This window comes from Staphylococcus coagulans (genome assembly GCF_002901995.1).
Lineage (GTDB): Bacteria > Bacillota > Bacilli > Staphylococcales > Staphylococcaceae > Staphylococcus > Staphylococcus coagulans.
Window position 1 is genome coordinate 3,529 of the sequence record NZ_PPQN01000056.1, and the last position, 22,933, is coordinate 26,461.

28 protein-coding genes and 1 riboswitch are annotated in these 22,933 nt (G+C 34.4%); of the genes, 18 read left to right on the forward strand and 10 right to left on the reverse strand.

Translation table 11 applies throughout. The features are described 5' to 3' along the window. Positions 1-725: 725 nt before the first annotated feature. Entirely contained in the window at positions 726-1,937 is a 1,212-nt protein-coding gene (locus CD118_RS10025; protein ID WP_103356653.1) for a serine hydrolase domain-containing protein, read from the forward strand. Positions 1,938-2,147: 210 nt separating this feature from the next. Here the strand turns inward: CD118_RS10025 and CD118_RS10030 are convergent, their stop codons facing one another. Further along, positions 2,148-2,651 (reverse strand): GNAT family N-acetyltransferase, encoded by a 504-nt coding sequence (locus tag CD118_RS10030; RefSeq protein WP_103356654.1) that lies wholly within the window; start codon positions 2,649-2,651, stop codon positions 2,148-2,150. Positions 2,652-3,026: 375 nt separating this feature from the next. Then, positions 3,027-3,446, reverse strand: a complete 420-nt coding sequence (locus CD118_RS10035; protein ID WP_016424563.1) for an organic hydroperoxide resistance protein — start codon at positions 3,444-3,446, stop codon at positions 3,027-3,029. A gap of 140 nt (positions 3,447-3,586) precedes the next feature. On the opposite strand from CD118_RS10035, the gene CD118_RS10040 reads away from it, so the two are divergent. Genes CD118_RS10040 through CD118_RS10050 form a run of 3 tightly spaced genes read left to right on the forward strand, consistent with a single transcriptional unit; the run spans position 3,587 to position 5,945 of the window. Further along, positions 3,587-4,591 (forward strand): D-2-hydroxyacid dehydrogenase, encoded by a 1,005-nt coding sequence (locus CD118_RS10040; RefSeq protein WP_060830249.1) that lies wholly within the window; start codon positions 3,587-3,589, stop codon positions 4,589-4,591. Positions 4,592-4,612: 21 nt separating this feature from the next. Next, a complete protein-coding gene (gene aroD / locus CD118_RS10045) occupies positions 4,613-5,344 on the forward strand; it encodes a type I 3-dehydroquinate dehydratase (RefSeq protein ID WP_060830248.1) in 732 nt (243 codons plus the stop codon). A 52-nt stretch (positions 5,345-5,396) separates the two neighbouring features. After that, on the forward strand, positions 5,397-5,945 hold the full coding sequence (locus tag CD118_RS10050) for a nitroreductase family protein (protein ID WP_103356656.1): 549 nt from the start codon (positions 5,397-5,399) through the stop codon (positions 5,943-5,945). A gap of 135 nt (positions 5,946-6,080) precedes the next feature. On the opposite strand, the gene CD118_RS10055 is transcribed toward CD118_RS10050, so the two are convergent. Then, the gene (locus tag CD118_RS10055; protein ID WP_103356657.1) at positions 6,081-6,401 is read right to left on the reverse strand and encodes a thioredoxin family protein; all 321 of its coding nucleotides are present in this window, start codon (positions 6,399-6,401) and stop codon (positions 6,081-6,083) included. 297 nt (positions 6,402-6,698) lie between these two features. On the opposite strand from CD118_RS10055, the gene CD118_RS10060 reads away from it, so the two are divergent. The 8 genes from CD118_RS10060 (at position 6,699) to CD118_RS10095 (ending at position 12,084) form a co-directional block, all read left to right on the forward strand. Beyond that, entirely contained in the window at positions 6,699-7,055 is a 357-nt protein-coding gene (locus CD118_RS10060) for an arsenate reductase family protein (RefSeq protein ID WP_050345918.1), read from the forward strand. 71 nt (positions 7,056-7,126) lie between these two features. Next, positions 7,127-7,507: a glycine cleavage system protein GcvH gene (gcvH, locus tag CD118_RS10065; protein WP_050345917.1), complete on the forward strand. Its 381-nt coding sequence runs from the start codon at positions 7,127-7,129 to the stop codon at positions 7,505-7,507. Between the two features lie 78 nt (positions 7,508-7,585). Continuing rightward, a complete protein-coding gene (locus CD118_RS10070) occupies positions 7,586-7,981 on the forward strand; it encodes a toprim domain-containing protein (RefSeq protein WP_050345916.1) in 396 nt (131 codons plus the stop codon). Further along, entirely contained in the window at positions 7,947-8,261 is a 315-nt protein-coding gene (locus tag CD118_RS10075; protein ID WP_060830245.1) for a thioredoxin family protein, read from the forward strand. The genes CD118_RS10070 and CD118_RS10075 overlap by 35 nt, the downstream gene beginning before the upstream one ends. Before the next feature lie 40 nt (positions 8,262-8,301). After that, a riboswitch (SAM riboswitch) is annotated at positions 8,302-8,412 on the forward strand. A gap of 95 nt (positions 8,413-8,507) precedes the next feature. After that, the gene (locus CD118_RS10080; protein ID WP_103356658.1) at positions 8,508-9,536 is read left to right on the forward strand and encodes a methionine ABC transporter ATP-binding protein; all 1,029 of its coding nucleotides are present in this window, start codon (positions 8,508-8,510) and stop codon (positions 9,534-9,536) included. Continuing rightward, the gene (locus CD118_RS10085) at positions 9,529-10,224 is read left to right on the forward strand and encodes a methionine ABC transporter permease (RefSeq protein ID WP_050331560.1); all 696 of its coding nucleotides are present in this window, start codon (positions 9,529-9,531) and stop codon (positions 10,222-10,224) included. The genes CD118_RS10080 and CD118_RS10085 overlap by 8 nt, the downstream gene beginning before the upstream one ends. A gap of 25 nt (positions 10,225-10,249) precedes the next feature. Then, a complete protein-coding gene (locus tag CD118_RS10090) occupies positions 10,250-11,071 on the forward strand; it encodes a MetQ/NlpA family ABC transporter substrate-binding protein (RefSeq protein ID WP_016424575.1) in 822 nt (273 codons plus the stop codon). Between the two features lie 191 nt (positions 11,072-11,262). Then, positions 11,263-12,084, forward strand: coding sequence for a MetQ/NlpA family ABC transporter substrate-binding protein (locus CD118_RS10095; protein ID WP_016424576.1), 822 nt, complete (start codon positions 11,263-11,265; stop codon positions 12,082-12,084). A 255-nt stretch (positions 12,085-12,339) separates the two neighbouring features. Here CD118_RS10095 and popT read toward each other — a convergent pair whose 3' ends face one another. Further along, positions 12,340-13,191, reverse strand: coding sequence for a polyprenyl-phosphate transporter PopT (gene popT / locus CD118_RS10100; RefSeq protein ID WP_050331558.1), 852 nt, complete (start codon positions 13,189-13,191; stop codon positions 12,340-12,342). Between the two features lie 309 nt (positions 13,192-13,500). Here popT and sufC point away from each other — a divergent pair, with 309 nt between their 5' ends. The 5 genes from sufC (at position 13,501) to sufB (ending at position 18,804) form a co-directional block, all read left to right on the forward strand. After that, complete coding sequence (gene sufC / locus CD118_RS10105) at positions 13,501-14,271, forward strand: Fe-S cluster assembly ATPase SufC (RefSeq protein ID WP_050331557.1); 771 nt, start codon at positions 13,501-13,503, stop codon at positions 14,269-14,271. 21 nt (positions 14,272-14,292) lie between these two features. Beyond that, on the forward strand, positions 14,293-15,600 hold the full coding sequence (gene sufD / locus CD118_RS10110) for a Fe-S cluster assembly protein SufD (protein ID WP_103356659.1): 1,308 nt from the start codon (positions 14,293-14,295) through the stop codon (positions 15,598-15,600). 28 nt (positions 15,601-15,628) lie between these two features. Next, the gene (locus CD118_RS10115) at positions 15,629-16,870 is read left to right on the forward strand and encodes a cysteine desulfurase (protein ID WP_060830243.1); all 1,242 of its coding nucleotides are present in this window, start codon (positions 15,629-15,631) and stop codon (positions 16,868-16,870) included. Then, on the forward strand, positions 16,860-17,309 hold the full coding sequence (gene sufU, locus CD118_RS10120; protein ID WP_050331554.1) for a Fe-S cluster assembly sulfur transfer protein SufU: 450 nt from the start codon (positions 16,860-16,862) through the stop codon (positions 17,307-17,309). Before CD118_RS10115 ends, sufU begins: the two co-directional genes overlap by 11 nt. A gap of 97 nt (positions 17,310-17,406) precedes the next feature. Beyond that, entirely contained in the window at positions 17,407-18,804 is a 1,398-nt protein-coding gene (sufB, locus tag CD118_RS10125; RefSeq protein ID WP_016424582.1) for a Fe-S cluster assembly protein SufB, read from the forward strand. A gap of 67 nt (positions 18,805-18,871) precedes the next feature. Here sufB and CD118_RS10130 read toward each other — a convergent pair whose 3' ends face one another. The 6 genes from CD118_RS10130 to CD118_RS10155 form a co-directional block, all read right to left on the reverse strand. Then, complete coding sequence (locus CD118_RS10130; RefSeq protein ID WP_060830242.1) at positions 18,872-19,921, reverse strand: site-specific integrase; 1,050 nt, start codon at positions 19,919-19,921, stop codon at positions 18,872-18,874. 273 nt (positions 19,922-20,194) lie between these two features. After that, positions 20,195-20,539, reverse strand: coding sequence for a DUF3969 family protein (locus CD118_RS10135; protein WP_065520444.1), 345 nt, complete (start codon positions 20,537-20,539; stop codon positions 20,195-20,197). After that, positions 20,539-21,021: a hypothetical protein gene (locus tag CD118_RS10140; protein WP_065520445.1), complete on the reverse strand. Its 483-nt coding sequence runs from the start codon at positions 21,019-21,021 to the stop codon at positions 20,539-20,541. Before CD118_RS10140 ends, CD118_RS10135 begins: the two co-directional genes overlap by 1 nt. A 154-nt stretch (positions 21,022-21,175) precedes the next feature. Beyond that, positions 21,176-21,472, reverse strand: a complete 297-nt coding sequence (locus CD118_RS10145; RefSeq protein WP_096543808.1) for a TM2 domain-containing protein — start codon at positions 21,470-21,472, stop codon at positions 21,176-21,178. A gap of 57 nt (positions 21,473-21,529) precedes the next feature. Further along, positions 21,530-21,994 carry an ImmA/IrrE family metallo-endopeptidase gene (locus CD118_RS10150; protein ID WP_307851378.1) on the reverse strand — a complete coding sequence of 155 codons (465 nt, stop codon included), beginning with the start codon at positions 21,992-21,994 and terminating at the stop codon, positions 21,530-21,532. 7 nt (positions 21,995-22,001) lie between these two features. After that, the gene (locus tag CD118_RS10155) at positions 22,002-22,331 is read right to left on the reverse strand and encodes a helix-turn-helix domain-containing protein (RefSeq protein ID WP_096543804.1); all 330 of its coding nucleotides are present in this window, start codon (positions 22,329-22,331) and stop codon (positions 22,002-22,004) included. 194 nt (positions 22,332-22,525) lie between these two features. On the opposite strand from CD118_RS10155, the gene CD118_RS10160 reads away from it, so the two are divergent. Then, entirely contained in the window at positions 22,526-22,762 is a 237-nt protein-coding gene (locus CD118_RS10160) for a helix-turn-helix domain-containing protein (protein ID WP_103356660.1), read from the forward strand. The last annotated feature ends 171 nt before the right edge of the window (positions 22,763-22,933 follow it).

Below are 22,933 nucleotides of genomic sequence, written 5' to 3' on the forward strand. Positions count from 1 at the left end.
TAAAGTCTTCATACTTAAATTTGAAAAGAATGATCAATGCACTGATTTTAAACAATGGTGTTGTATTTTTAAAATAAAGTCAATGTATTATAAAAATAATATTAAACGATTAAACATAAAGAAAAACATATTACACTTAGGAATAGAAATAAACCATTTACGCAAAAAGTAACAAATTTTTAGAAATAAGCATTACAATAAAAATGTAATTAAATAAAAGGAGATGAAAAAAATGGCTGACATTTTCGGTTTTATCAAAAAAGTGTTTGACTTATTAAGTAGCATCCTTGTACACGGTGAACCAAGAAACTAAATGGTTAAGGCTGAGGCAGAAAAAATTGTCTCAGCCTTTTTATTTTAAATAGATAAAAATGCTATTGCATATACTTTGAAATAATAATGTATATAAAGTTAGGTTCATTCACTCAATGCGCTTCCTAAAAGTTTATCATTTTTTAGGCATGAATACTTCGGATTTATAAAGCTTTAAATGTGTAAAATAATCATAGTGGACAATAAAATTATTAAATATTTTTGCAAAGTATTATGTTCATGGTAAACTCTATATTGTCCAGTCCTAGCTCAATGATGGGGAGATATTCACTTTCTCTTATTGAACAGTGACCGAATACCAAGTTTTAGATTGAGACAGACTTATCATGACTGCAATCGATGCTGTTTAAATCTGGAACTTGTCTAATGATTATAAGAGGAGTAAAACGAGAGTGAATAAAAAAAATAAATCATTATTAGTGAACGTATTCGTTTGTTTTGTTGCATTAGTCATATTAATAGGCAGTTTGAGTTTATACCGTTATTTTAAAAAGCAGCATGAACAAGAACTGACAAATTTTCAAGCGAGTCAGCAAGAGAAAAAGAAAAATAGCGTTGAGAATACGGATTATATTCCCCGCTTAAAAACGGTACTTGATCAAAAGAATCTGAATTATAACCAAATTGACCAGTATTTAAAAAATGTGCAATTTAACGGTTCTATCGCTGTTTTTGAAAATGGTAAGTTAAAGATGAACAAAGGCTATGGATTTCAAGATTTAGAGAACGGGAAACCGAATAATCCAAATACTCTTTACTTGATTGGTTCAGCTCAAAAGTTTTTAACAGGAATGATGGTTAAAAAACTCGAATTAGATGACAAAATTAATATTAATGATGACGTGGATCGATATTTATCTCATTTTGAAACGACACCGAAAATTACGTTGAAAGACTTGATGTTACATCGTAGTGGTCTATACAAGTACAAAGGTTCTAAAGATATTCTAAATTTAGACGAGGCTGTCGATTCAATTCAAAAAAGAGGCGTGGATCCGAAGCATTATCACAAACACTTCTATAATGATGCAAACTACCTCGTACTCGCAAAAGTGATTGAAGAAGTGACGCATCATACTTATGCAGAAAATTACTATAAATATTTTGGCAATCCTTTCCAACTTAAACATAGCGCATTTTACAATGATGCACGTTATAAAGAAGATATGGCGAAAGGCTATCAATTAAATAAAAATGCGCCAGTATTTAAACCGCCTATGTTTTTGAATCAATATTATGGAGCAGGTAATTTATATATGTCAGTACATGACATGGGGGTGCTCGTTAGAAAACTTCAAATGAATAAAGTTTTCCCATCAAAAGATACAAAGCCCTATCTTCATGAGTTAATGACAACACGATATCCCGAAAAATATCGTTACGGTTTTTACACTTATCCTGACCATAACCGAATTAATGGTATTTTTTATGGTCAAACCTTTACGACATATTTTAATGACCATTATATCGTCGTTTTAGCAACAAATTATGAGAACCCTAAACCTAATGTAAATGAAGCTAAAATTAAACACATTTATTATAATATTTTAAAACAGCATAAAGTGACAAATCATCCTGGTTTAACCGTAGCTACAAACGAATAACTAAAAGAAGCATGAATGAGATTATGAAATTAAAAGAATTTCTGTCTCATTCATGCTTTTTCTATTTTCATGGCGCACTATCGATAATGATTTCGTATAATGCTTTTGAGATGAATGATTCAAGTTTGGCTTTGTAAATGTAGTCATGATGTGTATTGAGGAAAAAACGTATATATTGTGATTGTAGGGGGAGTCAAATATGATTACGTGCTAACACGTGTAGTAAATCAGCCAATGTTCCTCAATATAATGATTGTCGATTTTTCTGGCTTTTTCTTCTAAGCCTAAAAATTCGAAACCAATTTTGTCAAAGAATACTTTAGCTGTAATATTATTTGATGCAACAGATACCATAATATTTTCTATGCCGTGATTTTTGGCATATTGAATAAAGGCATCGATTAATTGATGGGCTAACGATTCATCGCGATATTGAGGTGTGACATATAAACTTTGGATAAGGGCTTTGTGTTTTTTAGTGATGTGCTGGCTATGGTAAAGTTGTAAAAATCCAACGAGCGTTTCATCTTGAAAAGCACCGAAAACGAGATTCGTATTATGATTTTCAGGGTTGAGAAGATTGTGGATTTCTTCGTCTGTAATTTCAGGAGGGGTGTTAAATTCGTGTAAAAAAGTGAGTGGATCATTCTGGTAAGCTTCAGTCATGAGTTGTTTAAATTGGCTGGCATCATTATCGGTTAATATTTTAATCATAGGCAACCTCCCGCTTCTTGTTTAAAAAATTTCTTCAATTACAATCATAGTAAATAACATTTAAAATTTCAATGTTATTTTAGGTTTTATAGATTTTATATATTTAATATATAAATGGACAAGATTTTATTGCTTTGTCTCGTTAAAATGTAATAGAATTAAATTTTTGGCTTATGGTGAGATGACTCAACTGATAGTGAAAAGATTTAAAATCAAAGAGGGATTAGCGATAGAAGGTAGCGCAAATAAGGTTCAAGGCTATGATTAAAATGGAGACATACGATTAAAAGTATCAAGCCTATGAATTAGAAATATAAAAAAGCGATGAAACACGAAAATCAAATCCGTTGTTTCACCGCTTTTTTATAGATTTATCTATTCAACAACTTCTACATCAAGTGTTACATCGATGTTGCCCTTTGTAGCTTTTGAATAAGGGCAAAAGGCATGTGCTTCTTCTAGTGATTTTTCAGCATCTTCTTGTGAGATGTTTTTAACTTTAGCACGTATATCAACGGCTAATTTAGGACTTTCACTGTCAGGATCTTCTTGAAGTTTAACTGTTAAATCGACAACGGGTTCTGCTTTACGAAAACCGTTTCGTTTTAAGATTAAATCAAAAGCACCGTTGAAACATGAAGCGTAACCTGTTGCGAAAAGTTGTTCAGGGTTTGTTTCATTTTCTTTAGCGTTATCAGGAGGTGCTAGGTCAAATTCCAATTTTTTATCGTCTGTTTGTACGTGACCTTTACGACCACCTGTATTGGTTGCAGTTGTTTCATAAATTGTTGACATCAATGATTCCTCCCTTAAATACGTATCTTTCAATCTTTACCCATTTACTTGTTTTTTAATCATCACATCTTTTCAAAAAGGCAGTGATACGCTATAGTGAGTATATTCAGAAATGACTGACAACTTCGGGAGGGATTAATATGACAAAAATTAAAGTATTTGATGTTAGAGAAGATGAGTTACCAGCGCTTCAACAATGGATTGAAGTGCATAAAGGGACAGTTGAAGTAGAATTAACAGCGTCTCCTTTAAATGAACAACAACTTGAAACATTAGATGATGTCGATGGGGTGACAATTTCACAAACGACATCATTTGATAGTGCTTACTATGAGCGATTAGTAGATAAAGGGATTCATCATATCGCACAGCGTTCAGCGGGTTATGATCAATTTGATTTAGAAGTTGCCAACCAATATGGCGTTAAAATTTCCAATGTGCCAAGTTATTCTCCTCAATCCATTGCTGAATTTGCGGTTACACGTACATTAGAATTAGTACGTCACACACCACAAATTGATAAAAATATTGTGGCACAAGACTTTACTTGGAATTTAAATCTACAGGGGCGTACCATTGAATCGCTAAAAATTGGGGTCTTAGGTACCGGGCGTATTGGTCGCCGCGCTGCTAAAATTTTTAGTGGTTTTGGATCAGAGGTTTTAGCTTATGACTTACTTCCTGATGATGATTTGAGGGATGTTGTGACATATGTGGATAGCTTGGAAGAACTCGTTTCAAAAGTAGATGTATTAACATTACATATTCCTGGTTCAAAAGAAAACCATTATTTGATTAATGAGGCAGTACTACGTCAAGCACAACCAGGTCTTATTATCATTAATGCTGCCCGTGGTAGCGTGTTGGATACACAAGCACTCCTTAAAAGTTTAGACGAAGGGATTGTTGCAAGTGCGGCAATCGATACCTATGAGAATGAAGGGGCATATTTTAGACATGATTGGGGAAATAAAAAATTAGATGATCCAGTATTACAAATGTTGTTAGAACACGAAAATGTGTTGGTTTCTCCACATGTTGCATTCTATACGGATGAAGCTGTTAAAAATTTAGTGGATATCCCACTAGAAGATGTTTTATCATTTATTACGACAGGTCAAGCTGTAAATATTGTCAATCCATAAATGAGAAAAGGTGAATCATCATTGAAAACACAAATTGTAGCAAGTTTTATGCCACGTCAAAAGCAGTTATCGGATGAACAACGCGCATTGATTCAACAAAATGCTGCTTTTTTTGACATTCTTGAATTGCGAATTGACGCCTTAGCAGAATGTCGCACCATTGTTGTAGAACAACTTATCGACCAAATTTTAGAAAACTATCCAACTAAGCCGTTCGAAATCTTAGTGACTTATCGTACACAAAGTCAAGGTGGAGAAGGGCATTACGAAAAGGAAGACTACTTTAAGCTGTTGCGCGGATTAACACAATTAAAAGAAATTGATTTAATTGATGTTGAATGGGCGCATGATCAACAAGCGCGAGGGGAGATTGTATCACAAATTCATCAAGCTGGAATGGTTTCGATTGCCTCTTACCATAATTTTGAAGAAACACCGCCGATAGAAGTGTTGAAAAAAACCTACTATCACATGTCTCAACTAGGAGCCAATCATTTAAAAATTGCAGTCATGCCGAGAACGACACAAGATGTGTTAGTGCTATTACAAGCCCTTTCTGAATCGAGCGACGCCTTACAACAGTGGGTAACAGGGATTTCAATGTCGCAATTAGGTTTGATTTCACGAACTGCCCAAAACACTTTTGGTGGGGCACTTTCATACGGTGCATTGGAAGAAGGGGTAGCTCCCGGCCAACTTCATGTTAAACAATTAGCAGAAGTACTTCCATTGCACAGTTTATTTGAAAGTTAAAAGACTCTCGTTTATAATTGATAATGATTATCATTTTAAGGGGTAGATAGAGATGGAGCTTCGTGAAGCAATTAGTTCAAGAAGAAGTATTAAGAAGTTCAAAAGGGATATGTATATTGATGAATCTGCGTTGAAAGAAGCAATATTAGAAGCGGCTGACGCACCTAATCATGGTATGCGCGAACCGTGGCGCGTTGTCTACGTGCCTAAAAATAAATTAGGCGAAATGAGCCGAGAAATATCAAGATATGCATTCCCAAAAGATAAAGAGAAGCAAGAAAGTCATTATGAGGCCGTTACAAATTTGGGAGGATTTTTAGCGCTCATTATGACATGTGATGCGAGACAGAGAGAAGAAAATGAGAACTATTTAGCTATTGGCGCTTTCGCACAAAATCTATTGTTGTTATTGTATGAAAAAGGCATCGGAACATGTTGGAAAACACCGGATTATATTTTTAAACCCAAAATCAGAACCATCTTTGGCGTGGCGCCAGATGAAAAACTTGTTGGATTTATTTATTTAACAGATTTAAAAGATGAGGCAGATTTTCCAAAAGTAGAACGCAAAAATAGAGGAATATTAACAGAGTATATTTAGTCCAAAACGTTGTTTGGATTGGATCACCGAAAGCGTCCTATTAAACGCAACTCTAAGTAGATAAGGGATAACATATTTGTGTGCATAGATAAATAGAGGGGCTAGGACATCATCTCGTCCTAGCCCCTCAAATGATTAGCCTAAGCTTTCAGCTAAATAGTTTTCAACTTGTTCAGGTGATTTTGCATTAGCAGAGTGTAAGTGGTGTAATTTTTGGCCATCTTTAAAGATTAAAATACTTGGAATACCCATAACCTCGTATTCTTCCACTGCTTGATCAAGCTCATCACGATCAACAGAATACCAATCATATTGATTGTATTTTTCAATAATTGGATCAATCCACATATCCATCGCTTTACAGTCTGGACACCAACCAGCTTCAAATTTAATAATAACAGGTTGTTCGCTTTGGATGATTTGATTGAATGATTCCATGTTAGTAATGCGTTGCATCTAAAACATCTCCTTTATATCTATTACGTAACGACATTATAACGGATTTCATAGATGAAGTCATCTATGTGATTCATTGATAAACAACGGCTAAGGTCGTGCATCTCCTAATATTTAACATTTTTGATATAGAGCATAAAGCAATGGAAGCAGATGGCGTCTTGTGAAACCATTCGATATTCCGCCCATCTATATATTCAATATAAAACAATATGGCAATGATTTTTTTGAAAAAAACAAGCATTTTAATTAATAATTTGATATATTAAAATTAATTGGAATAAGGAGGTCAAAGGCATGATCAAATTTTATCATTATCCAAATTGTACAACATGTAAAAAAGCAGCGAAATTTTTATCTGATCATGGGGTGAGCTATGAGCCTATCGATATTGTACAGCACACACCGACAGAAAAAGAGTTTCGTCAAATTATAGAAAAATCAGGCTTGGATATTAAAAAGTTCTTTAATACACATGGCGCAAAATACAGAGCGTTAAATCTTAAAGACAAACTAGAAAATATGAATGAAGACGAAAAAATAAGTTTACTTGCTTCTGATGGCATGTTAGTAAAGCGACCATTAGCAATCTTAGGTGATAAAGTGACAGTCGGCTTTAATGAAGAGGTCTATCGCAATACTTGGCTATCATAAAATAGTTGATAGAACCGTTCCAATATGTCATGATAAAATTGTAATTGTAAACATTATAGGAGGGGATTAACGTGGCAGTGCCAAGCGAATTAAAATATTCTAAAGAACACGAATGGGTAAAAGTTGAAGGTCAAACAGCGACAATTGGAATTACAGATTTTGCGCAAAGCGAATTAGGTGATATTGTCTTTGTAGAGCTTCCAGAAGCAGAAGATGAACTTACTGAAGGTGAAACTTTCGGAAGTGTGGAATCAGTTAAAACTGTTTCTGAATTGTATTCTCCTGTATCAGGAAAAGTCATCGAAGTGAATGAAGGTTTAGAAGACGAACCTGAAGCGGTTAACGAATCACCTTATGAAAAAGCTTGGATGGTAAAAGTTGAATTAAGCGATGAAAGCCAATTAGATGCATTATTAAGTGCAGCTGATTATGAACAAATGATTGGTGAATAATGCCCGCATAAAGACTCCTCGGTAATCTGATTATCAAGGAGTTTTTTGTACTCAAATATTTTTTAGAAGGTGAAGACCATGGCGATGATCAATAAGGTTATTGTTGTAGAAGGTAAATCTGATAAAAAACGTGTTCAAGAGGTGTTGTTAGAACCTGTCGAAATTATATGTACACATGGAACGATGGGAATTGAAAAATTAGACAATATGATTGAATATTTGTATGATAGACAGGTCTACATTTTGGTAGATTCAGATGCGGAAGGTCGAAAAATCCGCAAATGGTTTACAACTTATTTGAGTGAGCGCATCGATATTTTCATCGATACGAATTATAGTGAAGTGGCACGTTGTCCACGCGATTACCTCTCTAATGTATTACAACATTTTGGATTTAAAGTAAAAAAAGATTTTTATGTTAAAGGGAAGTATTCATATCATGAGTGTTTCAGAGCAATTGAACAATATATATAGAAATAAAGATGAAAACGTTCATCTCATATTTGGTTATACACCGATGTGTGGGACATGTAAAATGTCTGAAAGAATGTTAGATATTGCAAATGAGATGACACAATTACCTATTGTGAAAATAGATTTAAATTTTCATCCAGATTGGAGCCAAGCAAATGAAATACAGTCTGTGCCTGTGTTAATGATCATGCATTATGATCAAGAAGTAGAAAGGTTATATGCTTTTCAATCTGTACCGTACTTGTTAGAAAAATTAAAAAAAGTAATTGACGCATGTTGATTACAATGATAAGATTAATATCAATTAAATAGTCAGAAAACTCTTATCCGGAGTGGTGGAGGGATGTGCCCTATGAAGCCCGGCAACCGTCTAGTATATAGAAATGGTGCCAATTCACATAAAGTAAAAATTTTACTTTTGAAGATGAGAGAAAAGCGATTTGTGTTAATGCTTTCTCTTTCATTTTTTAAAAGAGAAAGCATTTTTTATTTTGCAGATAAGAGGGGAAACACAAGGAGGAACAGTATGATTGAGCTTAAAAACATCGTTAAAAAGTACGAAAGTAAATCAAAATCTGTAACAGCTGTAGATCATGTTGACCTAAAGATAGAGAAGGGTTCAATCTATGGTATTATCGGATTTTCTGGTGCTGGTAAAAGTACTTTAATACGATTATTTAATTATCTAGAAACACCTACATCAGGCGATGTGATTATCGGCGGGGATAACATAGGACAGTTAAGTAAAGCAGATTTACGCAAAAAACGACAAAAAGTCAGTATGATTTTCCAACACTTTAATTTATTGTGGTCAAGAACGGTAATGGATAATATTATTTTCCCACTAGAAATTTCAGGAGTTGCAAAAAGTGAAGCAAAGCAGACAGCATTAGAGCTCGTTGAACGTGTTGGTTTAAAAGGGAGAGAGCATGCGTACCCTTCTGAATTATCAGGTGGTCAAAAACAACGTGTCGGCATTGCGCGCGCACTTGCCAATGATCCAGAAGTATTATTGTGTGACGAAGCAACAAGTGCACTTGACCCTCAAACGACAGATGAAATATTAGACTTGCTTTTACAACTTAAAAAGGAAAAGAATTTAACGATTATTATTATTACACATGAGATGCACGTTATTCGTCGGATTTGTGATGAAGTATCTGTAATGGAAAATGGTCGTGTCATTGAGCAAGGTAAAGTTTCTGATATTTTTGAAAATCCACAGCACGCAGTGACACGCCGCTTTGTTCAAGAAGACTTGAAACCGAGTGATGAAAGTGATGAGCTTGTAGCGACATTTCCTCTAGCAAAAGATGATGTTTTGATTAAATTGACTTTTTCTGGCGATAATACAACACGCCCGATATTGTCTCATCTATCGCAAGAATATCATCTTTCAGCCAATATTTTAGAGGGTAATATTAAACATTCAAAAACGGGAACTATAGGCTATTTACTCGTTCACATTCAAGATGTCTCAAAAACAAATTTTGATGAAGTACAAGCGGACTTAGAGTCACAAAATATCGATGTAGAGGTGGTCAGTCATGGGTAAGAGTTTTAGCGAAATACTTCAAGAGATGATAACGATGCCGAATGTACGTTGGCCGGATGTTTGGGTAGCGACATATGAAACGCTATACATGACAATCATCTCAACAGCATTCTCATTTATTTTTGGGCTCATTTTAGGTGTGATTCTGTTTTTAACATCTAAAAGTAAATCTAAAGCAGGACGTATATTTTATAGTATTGTTTCTTTCATTGTGAATTTATTTAGAGCGATACCATTTATCATTTTGATTTTATTGTTAATTCCATTTACAAGTTTACTATTAGGTACAATCAGTGGTCCAACGGGTGCTTTACCTGCTTTAATCATTGGGGCATCTCCTTTCTACGGTCGACTCGTAGAAATTGCGCTTAAAGAGATTGATAAAGGCGTTATTGAAGCGGCGAAATCAATGGGAGCGACAACTTGGACAATCGTATTAAAAGTATTAATACCAGAATCACTACCAGCCTTAATTTCAGGTATTACTGTAACAGCGATTGCTTTAGTAGGATCTACTGCAGTGGCAGGTGTTATCGGTGCTGGTGGTTTAGGTAACTTGGCATACTTAACTGGATTTACGCGAAATCAAAACGACGTTATTTTAGTTTCAACCATTTTAATATTAATTTTGGTATTTATTATTCAATTCTTAGGGGATTGGATAACGAATAAAATAGATAAACGCTAATAATAGTGAAGAGGAGACTGTTTTAATGAAAAGATTTTTATCGATTATTGTTGTTCTTGTTGTTGCAGTTGCTTTAGCCGCATGTGGAAATGGTTCTGATAGTAAAAAAGAAGACAAAAAGATTGTTGTTGGTGCTTCACCTGCGCCACACGCTGAGATCTTAGAAGAAGCAAAGCCATTATTAAAAGATAAAGGTTATGATTTGGAAATTAAAACAATTAACGATTATACAACACCGAACAAGTTGTTAGATGCTGGCGAATTAGATGCAAACTTTTTCCAACACACACCTTATTTAGATACTGAGAAAAAAGACAAAGGTTATAAAATCGAATCTGCTGGTAATGTTCATTTAGAACCTATGGCGGTTTATTCAAAAAAATATAAAAGCTTAAAAGATTTACCAAAAGGAGCAGAAATTTTCGTTTCTAACAACCCAGCTGAACAAGGTCGTTTCTTAAAATTCTTCGTTGATGAAGGTTTAATTAAGATTAAAAAGGGTGTAAAAATCCAAGACGCAACATTTGATGATATTACTGAAAATAAGAAAGACATTAAATTCAACAGTAAACAATCTGCAGAATTCTTACCTAAAACATATCAAAATGGTGAAGGTGATGCGGTCATCATCAATTCAAACTTTGCAATCGAGCAAAAATTAAATCCACAAAAAGATTCTATTGCAGTTGAAAAAGGAAATAATAACCCATATGCAAACTTAATTGCTGTTAAAGAAGGGCATAAGGACGACAAGAAAATTAAAGCTTTAATGGAAGTATTACAATCTAAAGATATTAAAGACTTTATTAAAAAGAAATACGATGGTGCAGTTGAACCAGCGAAATAAATATCTTTGTGAAAACGTGTTTCAAATACTTGAACGCGTGTTAGCGAGATATGTATCAATGATTTGAACTTAATTTAATGCGTAGTACAAACGATTATCGACTATAAGTGTATGAAAGTGAATGTACTACGCATTTATTATACCTATTCGCACTCAGAATCAAGCTGTTGTTATTTGAAAGGAGCATACATATGAAAAAATTAACGCTATTACTTACATCTATTGCAGTATTCGCACTTGTATTAACGGGCTGTGGACAAGATAAAACGAGTAAAGCAGATGACAAAAAAATAGTTGTCGCAGCAACACCAACACCCCACGGTGAAATTGCTAAAAAAGCTGGCGAAATTATGAAAAAGAAAGGTTACGATGTTCAAATTCGCGAAGTCAATGACTACAAAATCCCGAACAAGTTATTAGATAAAGGCGATGTCGATGCTAACTTATTTCAACACGTTCCTTACTTAAAAGAAGAGAAAAAATCACACGGCTACAAAATTGAAGAAGTTGGCAAAGTTTTAACAACTCCTATGGGCGTTTACAGTAAAAAACATAAAAGCTTAAAAGATTTACCTGATGGTGCGAAAATCTATATTTCTAATAACCCAGCAGAAGAAGGACGTTTCTTATCATTCTTCGTAAAAGCAGGATTAATTAAAATCAAAGATGGCGTTAAAATTGAAGATGCAAAATTGGATGATATTGTTGAAAATAAAAAGCATTTGAAATTTGATAACCAACAAGGGGCAGAGTTTTTACCTAAAACGTATAACAATAATGAAGGCGATGCGGTTATTATGAATTCAAACTATGCGATTGACAATGGTTTGAAACCACTTAAAGATTCTATCGCAGTCGAGGATGAATCGTCACCATTTGCGAATATTTTAGCTGTCAAAGAAGGCCATAAAAATGATAAGAAATATCAAGAGTTTCTAAAAGCCTTACAATCTGCTGAAGTGAGAGACTACATTAAAAAAGAATACGATGGTGCAGTGATTCCTGCAAAATAACATTGATAATTAAGGTGACAGTTTGAGAATTTCATCTCGTAATCGATAATACGGATTCAGTAACAGATTTCATCTTCTTTAATAAGAGTCTTAAAGATTGTCATTGATAGGGAGAAAATGAAGCTTCTGCTAAGTGAAATCAATCAAAAATGTACCGAGTTTCTTCCTATTTAAACAAATAATAATTTTATAATAATCAATGAAAAGGCGGGACAATGAAATCAAATCGATTTCTGTCCCGCCTTTCTATATGATTTAGGCTTCATTAGTAAAGCGACCTAAAATAAAACTGATTATAAATCCTAAGAGAAGCGTGATTATCGATGCTAACCATGTAAGGCCCTGGTTAGGCAAACCAGGAAAGACTGAAAATAGTGAACCGATCACTAAACCAAGTATGGCTGCATAAGTGAGATAAGTGTAATGTTTTAACAAATACGTAATCACTTTACTTGCGATTAGAAACCCTACAACTATCCCCATACCTACCATTAAAATGACAGGTAAAGCTTCGAAATTGAAACGTACAATTTCAGAAATGGAATAAGTCACAGTACTGTATACACCGAATAATAATAATATAAATGATCCAGAAATCCCTGGTAATAACATCGCACTTGATGCACATACACCAGCAATAAAATATTTAATGAGCATTGGCAGGGACAAATCAATATAGCTAGGTGCAGCATGTGAAGTATCACCTTTAAAAAATGCCATCAATGCAAGTGCTATAATAGCCACTCCCATAATAACCCAATGCTGGATTTTGTATGTTTTTTTGTAATGTGAAATACGCAATAGAAATGGAATAATCCCTAAAATTAATCCAAAAAAGAAAAACATCGTTGGTACTAAGTGTGTTGCTAACAGATAATTGATAACGCTACTTAAAATGCCGATTGCCAAAGCCATTCCGATAATAATAGGTAATAAGAACAAGATACTTTTTTTGAAATGCTTTGAAAAAACACCACTTACAGAAGCGATAAAATCATCGTAAATGCCTAGGAGTAATGCGATTGTGCCGCCACTTACACCGGGAATTAGATCACTAATGCCCATCGCAAAACCTCTAGGTATATTTGAAATCTTAAATTTCGACATGATTCTATTCCTTTCCTTAGTTTATCGTTACATCATACCACATTATAACTGATTTCAATCCTATGTCATCTATAATATGTGTCAAAAATGACGAATGAGAACAGGAGGGATGTGATTATCAATAACTTTTCTAAAAAGGATTCTGGTTTGCTTTCTTAAGATGTCTTGTAATATAACCCGAAACGGTTTATAATTCCCATCATTTCCGTTATAATTAGCAATTAGAGACCAAAGAAAACTTTTTGACGTTACATTAAAATTATTATAAACTAAACTATGGAATCTAACATTATTTTGGAGGGAATATTAATGCCATCAACATTAGAAATTAAAGACTTACATGTGTCTATTGAAGATAAAGAGATATTAAAAGGTGTCAATTTAACGATTAATACTGGGGAAATTCACGCGATTATGGGGCCAAATGGTACTGGGAAATCTACTTTATCATCAGCAATTATGGGGCATCCGTCATATGAAGTGACGAAAGGTGAAGTATTATTAGATGGGGTCAATGTTTTAGAATTAGACGTAGATGAACGCGCTAAAGCGGGTCTATTCTTAGCAATGCAATACCCATCAGAAATCACAGGTGTTTCAAATGCAGACTTCATGCGTTCAGCTATGAATGCACAACGCGAAGAAGGTAACGAAATTAACTTAATGCAATTTATTAAGCAACTTGATAAACAAATGGATTTCTTAGACATGGATAAAGATATGGCACAACGCTACTTAAACGAAGGATTCTCAGGTGGTGAGAAAAAACGTAACGAGATTTTACAATTAATGATGTTACAACCTAAGTTTGCTATTCTTGATGAGATTGACTCAGGTCTTGATATTGACGCTTTGAAAGTCGTATCAAAAGGAATTAACGAAATGCGTGGCGATGAATTTGGTGCGTTAATCATTACACACTACCAACGTTTATTAAATTACATTACACCGGATCACGTTCACGTTATGTATAATGGTATCGTTGTAAAATCTGGCGGTTCTGAATTAGCGAAACGTCTTGAAGAAGAAGGTTACGAGTGGGTTAAAGAAGAATACGAAACAGCCATTTCAAATCAATAATCATCATAGGAGGAAATAATTATGACTACTGAAACATTAAATATTTCTGAAGCACAACTTGTTGATTATTCCCAATCTCAAAACGAACCTTCTTGGATGACAGAGTTAAGAAAAGAAGCGTTTAGACAAGCTGAATCTTTGGAAATGCCAAAACCTGATAAAACAAAATTAAATAAATGGGATTTTGATTCATTCAAACAGCATGAAACACAAGGAGCTGTGTTCCATGATTTAAAGGAATTACCAAGTGAAATTGACCGTATTATCAACGTTGAAAACACAGATAATCTTGTGATTCAACATAACAATACATCTGCATATACAAAAGTTAATGACAAAGCACTTCAAGATGGTGTAATCATTGAGCATATAAGCGAAGCGTTAATCAATCATAGTGAATTAGTTCAAAAGTATTTTATGAAAGATGCTGTTACGGTAGATGAACACCGCTTAACTGCTTTGCACACTGCTTTAATGAATGGCGGAATTTTTGTATACGTTCCTAAAAATGTCGTTGTTGAACATCCAATTCAATATGTTGTACTTCATGACGATGAAAATGCGAGCTTCTTTAATCACGTTCTTTTAGTGACTGAAGAGAGTGCCGAAGTGACTTACGTTGAGAATTATCTATCAACTGCAAGTGGAGAAGGAAATCAATTAAATATTGTTTCTGAAGTCATCGCAGGTGCCAATTCTAACATTTCATATGGTTCTGTAGACTTCTTAGATAAAGGTTTCACTGGACATATTATCCGTCGTGGTGTGACAGAAGCAGATGCAACAATTAAGTGGTCTTTAGGTTTAATGAATGAAGGCGATCAAATCATCGACAACACAACAAACTTAATTGGTGACCGTTCAACTTCTGAACTGAAGTCAGTTGTAGTCGGACGTGGCGATCAAACAATTAACTTAACATCAAGAATTGTACAATATGGTAAAGAAACCGATGGCTACATCTTAAAACATGGTGTAATGAAAGAAAATGCCTCATCCATTTTCAATGGCATTGGACATATTAAACATGGCGGTTCAGGTTCTGCTGCTAACCAAGAATCACGTGTGTTAATGTTATCTGAGCATGCACGTGGGGATGCGAACCCTATTCTACTTATTGATGAAGACGATGTAGAAGCAGGACACGCGGCATCTGTTGGGCGTGTTGACCCTGAGCAACTTTACTATTTAATGAGTCGTGGTATTTCACAACGTGAAGCAGAACGTCTTGTCATTCACGGATTCTTAGATCCAGTGGTACGTGAATTACCAATTGAGGATGTACAGCGTCAATTACGAGAAGTTATCGAATTAAAAATAGGCAAATAATACAATTCTAGAAAGGTCTGTGATTGTAGTGGCCGATACAAAATTAGATGTAGAAGCAATTATCAAAGACTTTCCCATTTTAGACCAAAAAGTCAATGGCAAACGTCTTGCATATTTGGATTCAACAGCAACAAGTCAAAAGCCTAAGCAAGTGATTGATACATTACGTGACTATTACGAGCGATATAATTCTAATGTTCATCGTGGTGTGCATACGTTAGGCTCACTTGCAACAGATGGTTATGAAGGTGCACGCGAAACGGTGCGTCGTTTTATACATGCTAAACACTTTGAAGAAATTATTTTCACACGTGGAACAACAGCTTCTATAAACATGATTGCACATAGTTATGGTGATGCAAATGTGGGACAAGGTGATGAAATCGTTGTAACCCAAATGGAACATCATGCGAATTTAGTGCCTTGGCAACAGCTTGCACACCGTAAAGGAGCGAAACTCAAATTCATACCGATGTCAGAAGATGGCACATTATCCATTGAAGCGGTTAAAGAGACCATTACCGATCAAACTAAAATTGTGGCTATTGCGCATGTTTCAAATGTTTTAGGTACAATTAATGATATTAATGCAATTGCTGAAATAGCACATGCACATGGTGCCATTATTTCAGTGGACGGTGCACAATCTGTACCGCATATGAAGGTAGATGTCCAAGATTTAAACGTTGATTTTTATAGTTTTAGTGGTCACAAAATGCTTGGACCTACAGGTATCGGCGTTTTATATGGTAAACGTGAACTATTAAATGAAATGGAACCGACAGAGTTCGGTGGAGATATGATTGATTTTGTTGGTTTGTATGAAAGTACATGGACAGATTTACCTACAAAATTTGAAGCGGGAACGCCTCTGATTGCACAAGCGATTGGTTTACAAGCAGCTATTGAGTACATTGAATCTATTGGATTTGATGCTATTCATGCGCATGAGCAAGTGCTGACGCAATATGCTTACGAACAAATGTCTCAAATCGAAGGTATCGATATCTATGGCCCAGCTAAAGACAATCGTGCGGGCATTATTACCTTCAATCTCAAGGATGTTCATCCTCACGATGTGGCAACTGCTCTAGATACGGAAGGTGTTGCAGTTCGTGCAGGCCATCATTGTGCACAGCCGTTAATGAAATGGCTCAATGTATCATCAACAGCGCGGGCAAGTTTTTATATCTATAATACAAAAGAAGATGTGGATCAACTTGTCGAAGGATTGAAACAAACGAAGGAGTTTTTCTCATATGAATTTTAATAACCTAGACCAATTATATCGTTCAGTTATTATGGATCATTATAAAAATCCTCGTAATAAAGGTGTAATCGAGGATGGTACGATGACAGTGGACATGAATAACCCAACATGTGGTGACCGTATTCGTCTCACATTTGATATCGTCGATGGCATCATTAAAGATGCGAAATTCGAAGGTGAAGGTTGTTCGATTTCAATGTCGAGTGCGTCAATGATGACTGAAGCGATTAAAGGGCATAGTTTAAAAGAAGCAATGCAAATGAGCCAAGAATTCACAAAAATGATGCTTGGTGAAGATTATGAGATTACTGAAGATATGGGAGATATCGAAGCATTACAAGGTGTTTCTCAATTTCCAGCACGAATTAAATGTGCCACACTCGCATGGAAGGCACTTGAAAAGGGTACAGTTGAAAAAGAAGGTAAAAGTGAAGAATAACACTTAAATGGTGTATACGAGGAAACGTATTTCAAAATAGAGAATTGGGTATTCAAAGGGTACTCATGTATTAATTAAGAAATAGGAGTGATGATTGATGGCTAAAAAAGCACCTGATGTAGGCGATTATAAATATGGCTTCCATGATGAAGACGTATCAATTTTTAGATCAGAGCGTGGTTTGACAGAAAATATTGTACGCGAAATTTCAAGAATGAAAGATGAACCTGAATGGATGTTAGACTTTCGTTTGAAAGCTTTAAAGTTATTCTATAAAATGCCGATGCCTCAATGGGGTGGAGATTTATCAGAATTAGACTTTGATGACATTACGTACTATGTCAAACCTTCAGAACGTTCAGAGCGTTCTTGGGATGAAGTGCCAGAAGAAATTAAACGTACGTTTGATAAATTAGGTATCCCAGAGGCAGAACAAAAATATTTAGCAGGTGTGTCTGCACAATATGAATCTGAAGTCGTTTACCATAATATGGAAAAAGAACTAGAAGAAAAAGGTATTATCTTCAAAGATACAGATACTGCACTTAAAGAGAATGAAGACTTGTTTAAAGAGTATTTCGCATCTGTTATCCCTGCTGGTGACAATAAGTTTGCCGCTTTAAACTCAGCTGTATGGTCGGGTGGTTCATTCATCTACGTGCCTAAAAATATTCAATTAGATACACCTTTACAAGCATACTTCCGTATTAACTCAGAAAATATGGGACAATTTGAGCGTACACTCATTATTGCTGATGAAGGAGCCTCTGTTAACTATGTTGAAGGCTGTACAGCACCAGTGTATACGACAAACTCTCTACACTCAGCGGTTGTAGAAATTATTGTCCACAAAGATGCACACGTACGTTATACAACAATCCAAAACTGGGCTAACAATGTTTATAACTTAGTTACTAAACGTACGTTCGTTCATGAAAATGGTAACATGGAATGGGTCGACGGGAACTTAGGATCTAAGTTGACAATGAAATATCCTGCTTGTGTATTATTAGGTGAAGGTGCTAAAGGTAGCACGCTTTCTATCGCTTTTGCAGGTCAAGGTCAAGTCCAAGATGCAGGTGCAAAAATGATTCATAAAGCACCGAACACATCTTCTACAATTGTGTCAAAATCAATTTCTAAAGATGGCGGTAAAGTGGTTTATCGCGGCATCGTTCACTTTGGACGTAAAGCGAAAGGTGCACGTTCTAATATCGAATGTGATACTTTAATCCTTGATAACGAGTCAACTTCTGACACAATTCCTTACAACGAAATTTTCAACGATAATATCTCACTTGAACATGAGGCAAAAGTTTCTAAAGTTTCTGAAGAGCAATTGTTCTATCTCATGTCACGTGGTATTTCTGAAGAAGAAGCAACAGAAATGATCGTTATGGGATTCATTGAACCATTCACAAAAGAATTACCAATGGAATATGCCGTTGAAATGAACCGATTAATCAAATTTGAAATGGAAGGTAGTATAGGCTAGTTGTAACTACTGATGTTATGCGATTTTCATGTTTTAAACATGGGTACTGATACCGTTTTGATACCATTTACTCGTCAAAAATGGCTATGGCATCATGTTTTTTCTGAGTATATAAATGACTATACGTACCCATTGTTTCGGTTATTTGAGCATGACGCATTAATGATTGTAGTACGAATATATCTACACCGTTATTTGCTAGGTAAGATGCATATGAATGTCTTAGGGCATGTATGCTATAATTAGGAAAAGCCTTGTTAAATTTTTTATGAACATGGCTATAATGTTTAGGGGCAAGTCCGCCAAATATAAAATAGTTTTGTTCATCAAAATATTTGTTCATCTGTTTTTCACGTTGGTAGCGTTCAGATAACATTTCATTGATAAATTTAGGTAAAGGTACTATATCTTCAGAACTATCTGTTTTAGGCCGAGGGTATATTGACCGATTAGAGATGTCCATCGTTTTATTGATGGATATTTCTTTTTTATATTTATTGTAGTCTGTCCAAACTAAAGCCATCGCTTCGCCGACTCTTAAACCTGTATAAAACATCAAAGTAAATAGTTCCCGATAATCTTGTTCTTCTACTTCTTTTACACGATCTTCAAATTCTTCTCTCATCATAAAGTTTGGTTTAGGCTTAGTACGTGGGATAGGTTTAATTGATATAGTTGGGTCGATGCGCAATCCAAAATACTTTTTAGCATAATTGATAACCACTTTAAACCCTGACCAAATTGTACGCGCGCTGTTAAAAGAATTGATATTATCCATAAGATACTTTCTGAACTCTTGGCATTGTTGCTGAGTAATTTTGTTCATCTTGATGTGCCCAAACTTCGGTTTTATATGCAGTTTGTATTCATTCTCTTTCCGTTTTCTAGTTTTAGGCCGCAGGTCACTATTGTCTAAATAATGATAAAATGTATATTCATATGTGTTCGAATCACTATAGCCTTCGTTGACTTCTGTTAAAAATTCAGCTTCTGCGCTTTTAGCCTCACGTTTAGTCTTAAATCCTCGTTTTAATTTCCTTTTGTTATTGCCGTAAATATCTTTGTACCTAACAGTAAAGTACCATTTATCGCTTTTGTCGTCTTTGTACACCGGCATTTCGTCATTCCTCCTCAAAAAAAGTAAAAAAATAATAAGGGTACGTGTGGTACCCGTGAAACCGTATAAAAAAGACGCCTGTATAAACTACAGACGCCACTTATAATTATAAGATTACATTGTTAATTACCAAAAAGGTAACAAATATATACGTGTTTTAAAGGATGCCCCTTTAATATATTTAAATTATATCATCTTATATCAGGAATCTGCAATATGTTATTATTAAAGGATAGATGGTGCTACCTGTATTTAAAATGTTAGTATAACATCTTAAATACTTCTTTCTATATTCCAATCTTTCAGTATCTTTTCATTAAAATCTACATGCTGATAGTTCTTTAATAGCTTTTCTGTTTTTTTTATAAATTCAGAAACAGCTTCCTGAACAGATAAATCAAATGCTTCTAAATCTTCCAGTTCCGTACCTTTATGAATTAAATCGATTATTTCTGAATTTACGTTTAAAGAAGAAAGTTCCTCCATCATATAGGGTGTGAAAATTATATGTTCTGCATTTTCTATTGAAATAAGATTGTGCTTAAGTTGATGAAATAAACCATGAATAGTTATTAAAGTGAATTTTTCAAGTTGTTCTTTGTTTTCAAATATTAGCATTATTTATTACTCCATCCTGACTTAGTTTTTACATCGAACACTAAACCTGATTTACTTTGGAAATAATGAACTGAAACTTTTTTCTTTCCAATGTATCCATCTTTATATACTTTTTTCCATGGTCCTTTTTCAACCTTTCTAAGTTTGGCTAGTAAGGTTTTATTATTCACGTTATGATGCTTGGTTTTTCCACTAACTGCCCTAAAATTTCGAGGGAATTTCGGTGCATATTTAATGCTTTTATAAAATGTCATACCGTTTTTAACTACATATTTAACAATAGGTCCTATAACTCTAGGTTGTATTGTGGCTTCTTCCTCTATTATGTAGTCAGGCATATTATCTAATAAAGACTCGTTGATTGTGTTATCTTCTAGCCCGATAGAATCGATGCTTTCCTCTTGTAAAGCGATTGCTGAATTTGTTGAATATGAGATTGTAAAAGTTAATAATAATATAAATACAATAATTTTATTTTTCATGTTATACCTCGTATGTTGTGATTAGATACTGACTAGTAGATTTGTTTTATCAATAATTATTATAGATAGGGGGTGTTTTTGAATATTTTATAATTAGTATGCATGCCCCCCACCACCTTAAAGCGTTTACTAAGTAGGTGTTTTTTAATTTATTTTAACGACCTAGCCCCATGTCAACGATAATATCGCGTTCAATTTCTTCGTTTTTCTTTCTTAATCTCCCGCTTATCAAAAAGGCGTCAATCAAAGACCAAAAACCTAATCCTCCTAACGTAAATGTCATAGCAATAGCGTAACCTATATCACCTAAATAATAACGGTGACCCCCAATTCCTCCTGTAAAAAACCATAACAGCCACATAACGCCTTTACTTTTTTCTTTCTTGTCCATTTCTGAACGTAAAATCATTAAATCATTTTGAGACATGTTCTGTTTTGCTTGTAAATTCATTTTGCAAAACCTCCTATTTTAATTTTATATTAAACGCATAAAGCGATTTAACCAGTTTTATAAATCTTTATATATTATCAGCGGTTCAAACTCAATGATGTATTTACCATATCGAGTTCTTAAGCCATATTTTTGCTTGTAATGTTGTATAGCATCTAGTACAAAATCTTTAGTGACTTCAAAATATGTAGCTAAATCATAAATATTTTGCACACCATAATTAAAAGCGTTAATTAGACCCTGCAAAGTAATCACTGATTCATTTGCAAGGCGTCTTGCTTTTAATTCAAATTTTCGATTAAGCATGTTTGATTGATCTAAGATGTTACCAGCAGATATTTTATAGTGTGCTATTTCTTCTGCTAAAATTTCATGTTTTTGATAAGTATTAAGCTTACTATCGACAAGTATGACATCGTTGTCATAAAATCCTTTAAAATTTCCTGGAAGATTATATTTATCTTCAATGTCGATGTAATCGTGTTGTATTAATAATTCTTCATACTTGCTCAAACATATCACCCTTTGTTTATTTATCGCGTGATTTCCTCACCATTTCCGCAAACTCTCTAATTTTAGCGAGTTCATCTTCTGAAAAATCGCCATCTAAATGAGCGGCAAGATTGTCTTGTTGTTGTGATTGTCCACTGTTATCAAATCCAAGTAAATATTCTGTACTGATACTAAGAGCTTTTGCAAAATCTTCCGCCCGATTTAAAGGGAATTCTCTAGTTAGATTTAAATAACGTGATACTGCAGATTTTGCAATTCCGGCACGACGAGCTAATTCACTAAGCGATAAATTTTGTTCCTTCATTGCCGATTTTATAATTGTGATTATTTCATCATTGCTTCTCATTTTAAGTATCTCCTGTGTATAAAATATTTGTTCTTATTTGTGAACAATTAGATTATAGCACCGTTCCCAAATGAATACAATATATTAGAAGAAAAAAACTTTATGATTTTTTTAGGGTAAAAAATGTTGACATGTGAGAACGATAAATGTTAAGGTATAAACAGTTCTCAAACGAGAACGAAGGAGGTGACAAAATGGTACTTGATCTAAAAAGATTGCGAGCCGAAAGGATTGCTTGTGGAATCACACAAGATGAAATGGCTAATTTAATGGGATGGAAAACAAGAACGCCATATGCAAAGAGGGAAAATGGTTTGGTGGATATTGGGGCTAATGAATTTATCAAAATGGCTAAAATATTGGGATATGAAACGAACAATCTTGATATTTTTTTTACCAATAACGTTCCCAAAAAAGAACAAAAAGCTTAAGGAGGGACTACTATGGAAGAGAAAAAGATAGATTTGAGGTCGCTAACTAAAGATGAATTTGAAGGTATTCGTATTCCAGTATTATTTTTAAAAATTCAACTTTTTTTCGTTGAAAACGATATAAGCGAAGAGGACTGCAAGGTACTAGCTCGCATGCTCAACGCTTATTAC